Source organism: Kosmotoga sp. (assembly GCF_982836095.1).
The window spans coordinates 8,334-14,564 of the sequence record NZ_CEYIHJ010000029.1 but is presented as its reverse complement, the minus strand read 5'-3'; the positions used below and the strand labels follow the sequence as shown (position 1 = coordinate 14,564).

Below are 6,231 nucleotides of genomic sequence, written 5' to 3'. Positions count from 1 at the left end.
TGGTTTATGAGGAGCAGTGTTACATATCCTCCGAGGGAAATAAAAGGCCCAAAGGGAATCATTGTTTTGCGGTCGAAGTTCTTTTTTTTCGCAGCGGTCACCACGGCGTAGCTAAGAAGGGCAAAAACCGATGCGAAAAGTATTATAAACAAAGATCCAAATAATCCAACTGCAAGGGAAAGAACGGCTATTAGCTCAACATCGCCAAACCCAAAAGAATCTTTTCTTATAGCATTTGATATAGCGAAAAACGCTACCATTAACCCTGTAACAATTGCAGCTTCGATGAGAACCTCAGGAAATTGATGGGAAAAGAAAGAATACAAAGCCGCGCCAATGCCTACTAACACAATGCCGGTATCGGGTATCAGATAGTGTTCAAGATCTATGAAAGAAGAAATAATCAGCCCGGATACAATCACGCACAAAGCAATAGCCTGTTGAAGCGGGAAAAATAGCGAATTAACAGTAAACAAAAGTGCCGTAAGGCCTTCAACAATGGGATATCTCAAAGGAATTTTGGCTCCGCAATAGCGGCATTTTCCCTTCAAGAGCAAATAACTTATGAGAGGAATGTTGTCTTTCCAGGAGAGAATATGCTTGCACTTTGGGCAGATACTTCTTCTCGGTTTATTGATGGAATATTCTTTTCGTGGTAATCGAAAGATTACAGCATTAAAAAAGCTACCAAAAACAAGTCCTAAAAGGAAGAAAATCACAGGCATATTTAACCACCATATTATGTCTATTCTATATCTCTACTTAACTAATTCACAGACTTTCCTTTCTTCAGGAGTTAAAAACTCTTCAAAGAGTTCCTTCTTTCCGTAATAATACCACACTTTTTCGTCTAGAAATTCTCGCATTATTTTTTTCGCGCTTTCCTTGTTTCCAAGTTTAATTTCCGGAATGACAAGCAAAATTTTCAGATATTCAAACCCCGGGGATTGATCGATAGCTTTTTCAACGATTTTTTTAACCCGGATATAGTTTCCGTTTTTGAATTGTACTCTTGCCCAGATTTCTATGTCGTTCGTATAGGTAGGCTCCGCTTCAAGTATCTGCTTTTCTAGTTCCCTGGCTTTTTCAATATTTTTCAGCTCTTCATACAATTCCATAAGCTGGTACTTCGCAAGCAAATTATTTGGATCATTATCAACAAGCTTTTGCAAAATTTCCACCGCTTTTTCTTTTTCACCAGCAAGGCTGTAAGCATCAGCAAGCATAAAATAGGTAACTATATGATTGGGAACAAGTTCCAATTCTTTCTCCCAGCATTTTATCGCTTCATCATATTTTCCCTGGTTGAAATAGGTTTGGCCAAGTGTTGAATATGCAGAAACTAAAGAAGGATTTTCATCAAGAGCCTTTTTCAGCCACTCTATGCCTCTTTTTATCTCACCTTGCTCGATATAGAAAGTGCCTTTTAATTCTGCAACAATATCTTTGTCCACACCCTCTTGGTAGATAATATCAAGATATCGTTGAGCCACATCGTATTCGCCACGATCGGCAAGGGTCATGATACGGTCATGCAAGCCTTCAAAAGTCCCCTGCTTCATCATCGATAATTTAACTTCGGCTTCATTGAGATAATCACTGAATTCCTCAGGTCCGATCGGTGCATATAAATTAGGGGTAATACACTCAAAGTTCTCGCTTAGCTTTCCAATAGTTCCCAGCGATTTTTCAAGCCCCGTACCAGAAAGGTCCTCATGCGCAGCGGCAAGGTCTCTGTCATAGATCAAGTCAACAACAGCTATGGCAAAAGGCACCAAGGGATCAATATCATATACATGTGTTTTATGAATAATCCTGTAAACTTCCATAAACATCCCTCCTGCGAGTTCAAAATGCAAATCTCTCCTTAGATTAAATATACCATACTTAACCATCAGTCTCACCTTTCTTTTAACGACGTGAAAGTGAACTCACAGTGAAATACATACTGTTGTTAATTGTTTTGGCAATGAATGGCATTGTGTTAAGTTTTTATTGGAGGTGGTTCCATGAACGAGAAAATTATTGGTATATTGAAATTCGCACTTGTTAGAGAAAGGGAAGGAATGGAATTTTACAGAGATAAAAAACATGCTGTAAAAACCCCCAATGTTAGAGAAACATTTGAAACTCTCGAAGAAATGGAACGCCAGCATGTGAACTATATTATGAGCCTCATCGAGAATGTAAGCCGTGGCGATGAAATAAACATCACTTCTCTACCGCCAATGAATATATTTGTAGAAAGAACAAAAACAGAGCTCAAAGGCATTTCTATCGACAATGTCGTTGGTGACCTCTCAGTACTGAGAACAGCTTATCTTATTGAAAAGGATTTTGCAGACTTTTACAATGACTCTGCGAAAAAGACGGACTCTGAAAAATTAAGGCAGATATTCAATGATTTAGCGCGCTGGGAAAGAGAACATCAGAAAAATCTTTTCAAGTTATACAATGATCTGATGAAGGAATATTGGGGTGACCAGGGATTCACACCACTTTATTGATAAAAGAGGGCCTTTTAATGGGCCCTCTTTTTTCTTTTTGAAGATTTTTTTCGCGATTTTGTTTTCCTTGGAATATATTTCTCCTCTTTTTCAACTATCACAAAATCAATTTCCATGGTTGTTTTATCTGCCCTTACAGCTTGAACAATGAGTTCATCACCTATTCGAAAGATCCTATTTCTGTGCTTTCCCACCAGGATGTTTGATTTCTCATCAAACTCATAGTAATCATCAAGGGTAGAGATATGGACGAGACCGGAAATCAATTTTTCGGGAATTTCGACAAAAAGCCCGAATTTCGTAACGCCTGTTATTACAGCCTCAAAGCGTTCTCCTATATGATAACTCATATATTCTACTTTTTTCATATCCAGCAAATCCCATTCTGCTTCGTTCGCTATTCTTTCGCGCTTTGAGCAGTGATCGGCTATTTTTGGTAGGACTTCTTCGTATTTTTCAATCTCTTTATGGCTAAATGTACTTTCTTTTATCAGTTTTCTCAGCAATCTATGTACAATAAGGTCGGGATAGCGTCTTATAGGGGATGTAAAATGCGTATACGCCTCTGAAGCAAGGCCGAAGTGACCTAAATTCTGCTCAGAATATATGGCTCTCTTCATCGAGCGAACAACTACTCTCTCGATTGATGAATGCAAAGGGTGATCCTTCGTTTTTTCAAGTATTTGCTGAAATGCTTTGGGATGAATATTTCTGGGCATTTTTATTTCCAACCCGATGGCTTCCAGATAATTCTTCAGCTGGAATAGAGCATCAGAATCAGGTTCTTCATGTATTCTATACACGAAGGGGAGTCCCTGAGCAGCAAATATTTCCGCAACGGTTTCGTTAGCCCTGATCATGAATTCTTCTATCATGACTTCAGATTCTCCGCGCTCTTGAGGAACTATATCTATTACCAGCCCCTTTTTGTTCGTGATTATTTTTGCTTCCCTTGATGAAATATCCATTACCGAACCTCTTTTTTTTCGCCAGTCTCGTAGTGCTTTAGCTAATTCCCTTGCAACTAGCAATTCATCCTTCACAGGGGCAAGCTTTTTTTGCAATAGTGGGTCATTGTCCCCCTGCAAAAAACGGTTCACCTCTTTATATGTCAATCTTCTCACCGAACGTATAATACCTTCACTTATTTTGTAGTCCACAAGTTTCCCCATAGAAGTGATTTCCATTTCCAATGAGAGGGTCAGACGATCAACGCCTTCACGTAAAGAACAGATATTATTTGAAAGTTCGAAGGGAAGCATTGGTATGACTGTATCTAGTAAATAAACAGAGGTACCTCGTTCGTAGGCTTCGTGATCCAATTTGGAACCTTCTTTCACATAATGAGAAACATCAGCAATATGAACACCAAGAAGGAAATTTCCGTTTGGAAGCTTTTTTATGCCTATGGCATCATCAAAGTCTTTTGCATCTTCACCATCAATCGTGAAAATCCGCTCTTTAGTGAAGTTCTTTCTCTTCTTCCTCTCAGAAGGTCCTGGTTCTCGAGATACTCTTTTCGCTTCTTCTAAAACTTCTTCAGGGAACCAGCCAGGTTCAGGAAGTTCATGTTTGAAAACAATTGATGGCAGATCCACTGCTGGATCGTCTACCGTGCCAAGCACTTTTTCAACTATTCCCTCAGGATTTCGCCCTCTTGCCGGGTATTTAGTGATTCTGATCACCACTTTTTCATCTGGGCTGGCATTGTTGTAATGTTCAGGTGGAATATAGAAATCGAATTTTATACGGGTATCGTCTGGAATTACGAAAGCGAATAAGCCTTTTGTTATAAAGGTTCCGACGATTTTTTCGCGTTTGCGTTTCAGGATTTTTATTATTCTTCCACGAGCAATATCACGAAACCTCCCGCTCTTTTCAACTAGCACCTTATCCCCATCAAGAGCAAAACCGGTATCTTCGCCTCCAATATAAATCTGCTCACCCTCTCCTGTAAAAACAATTGCTCCGAGCCCTTTTCGAGAAAACCTTATGTTTCCAGTTGTTATGTTTTCGCCCGGAATAATATACCTGCTACGTGAATCTTTGATAACTCTTCCCGTCTCCACTAATTCTTTCAATATTGAACGTAATTCCTGCCTTTCTTTTTTATCTCGAATCTTCAATTTCTTTGCGAGCTCTGTAAGAGTCGCAGGGATATATTTTGGCGAAGATATTACTTTCAATAGCTCATCCCTCGTAAGTTTCATTCTATTCCTCCTTTCTAATGTAAGATCCTGTCGTGTTATAATTATAAAGTATAAGATATCAAAAATAGGAGGCATAAACATGAGAATAGGAATCTTAACAGGCGGTGGAGATTGCCCTGGATTGAACGCCGTTATTAGGGGCATTGTTAAATCTTCTCCAGATGATGTTGAAATCCTCGGCATAATGCACGGTTGGAAAGGTCTTGTGAATCCTGAATACACCGTTTTGACTGATGATGATGTTGAAGGAATACATATCATCGGTGGTACAATTCTTGGAACTTCAAGGACTAATCCCTTCAAAGATGAAGAGTCAAGGAAAAAATTAGAAGAAAACATAAAACAACTTGGAATTGATGCAATCATTGCTATCGGTGGAGATGACACGCTTTCTGTGGCAGCTAAGCTTTCATCGTTAGGTTATAATGTAATTGGGGTTCCCAAAACAATTGACAACGATGTGTCTAACACGGATTTCACCTTCGGGTATCATACTGCCGTGAACGTTGGAGCTGATGCCATCGACAGACTTCACTCTACCGCAAAATCTCATGGTAGGGTGATCATTGTTGAACTGATGGGGCGGGACGCTGGCTGGATCACTATTGAAGCTGGACTTGCTGCTGGTGCTCATTTGATTCTCATTCCTGAGTACCCAATGACGCTGGATGAAATAATCGAATATGTTAAGAAGAGAATGGAAGACAAAGGTTATATGATCATAGCTGTTGCGGAGGGATTTAAACCTACGGAACTTGAAAATATCGTTGGTGACAAAAACGAAATAGATGCTTTTGGACATATTAGATTGGGAGGAATTGCACATTACTTGTCCGAAATTATCAAGGAACGCACGGGCTATGATACCCGCTCGGTGGTTCTAGGGCATCTGTTAAGAGGAGGCACTCCTACAGCTTTTGATAGAGTTCTTGGAACAAGATACGGGGTTCACGCAATGAAGCTCGTAATCAATCGGGATTTCGGTCGTATGGTCGCGTTGAAGGGAAATGATATTGTTTCTATTCCCCTTCAATATGCAATCGCAACAAAGAAATTTGTTCCATTTGATTATTATAAGCTCGCACAAATTTTCTTTGGATAGTGATTTTTATGAAAGGGAATTCTCCGCATGTGAAATGGGCTTGGACAGTACTTGAGTCTTTTATAATACAGGGAGTCTATCCAGACATACCTGGCTCGCTTTCTACTGAGTTAACATCGAAAAAGGCAGGCTGTTTTGTCACATTACACAAAAAAAATGGCGACCTCCGAGGCTGCATTGGCACCATTCTTCCAACGAAAGATACCCTTGCAGAAGAAATTCGTGACAATGCCATTGCTGCTGCAACGAGAGATCCAAGATTCCATCCACTTTCTAAAGAGGAGCTTAATGACATTATCATTTCTATTGATGTATTGAGTGAGCCCCATGAATGTTCTGTTGATGATCTTGACCCGATAAAATACGGTGTTATCGTTGAAAAAGGTTGGCGGCGTGGTGTCCTGCTTCCAAA

At 39.7% G+C, this 6,231-nt stretch carries 6 protein-coding genes; 3 read left to right on the top strand and 3 right to left on the bottom strand.

The window, feature by feature from the left end; translation table 11 throughout:
* A partial coding sequence (locus AC3LHT_RS03490) for a prepilin peptidase (RefSeq protein WP_488661996.1) occupies positions 1-725 on the bottom strand: 725 nt, incomplete at its 3' end.
* A gap of 33 nt (positions 726-758) precedes the next feature.
* On the bottom strand, positions 759-1,829 hold the full coding sequence (locus AC3LHT_RS03485; protein ID WP_290647175.1) for a tetratricopeptide repeat protein: 1,071 nt from the start codon (positions 1,827-1,829) through the stop codon (positions 759-761).
* A 180-nt stretch (positions 1,830-2,009) separates the two neighbouring features.
* On the opposite strand from AC3LHT_RS03485, the gene AC3LHT_RS03480 reads away from it, so the two are divergent.
* Positions 2,010-2,507: a ferritin-like domain-containing protein gene (locus tag AC3LHT_RS03480; protein WP_488661995.1), complete on the top strand. Its 498-nt coding sequence runs from the start codon at positions 2,010-2,012 to the stop codon at positions 2,505-2,507.
* A gap of 14 nt (positions 2,508-2,521) precedes the next feature.
* Here the strand turns inward: AC3LHT_RS03480 and rnr are convergent, their stop codons facing one another.
* Entirely contained in the window at positions 2,522-4,717 is a 2,196-nt protein-coding gene (gene rnr, locus AC3LHT_RS03475) for a ribonuclease R (RefSeq protein WP_488661994.1), read from the bottom strand.
* 79 nt (positions 4,718-4,796) lie between these two features.
* Here rnr and AC3LHT_RS03470 point away from each other — a divergent pair, with 79 nt between their 5' ends.
* Together AC3LHT_RS03470 and amrA are read left to right on the top strand one after the other, a co-directional pair.
* Positions 4,797-5,819, top strand: coding sequence for a 6-phosphofructokinase (locus tag AC3LHT_RS03470; RefSeq protein WP_488661993.1), 1,023 nt, complete (start codon positions 4,797-4,799; stop codon positions 5,817-5,819).
* A gap of 8 nt (positions 5,820-5,827) precedes the next feature.
* A partial coding sequence (gene amrA / locus AC3LHT_RS03465; protein WP_488661992.1) for an AmmeMemoRadiSam system protein A occupies positions 5,828-6,231 on the top strand: 404 nt, incomplete at its 3' end.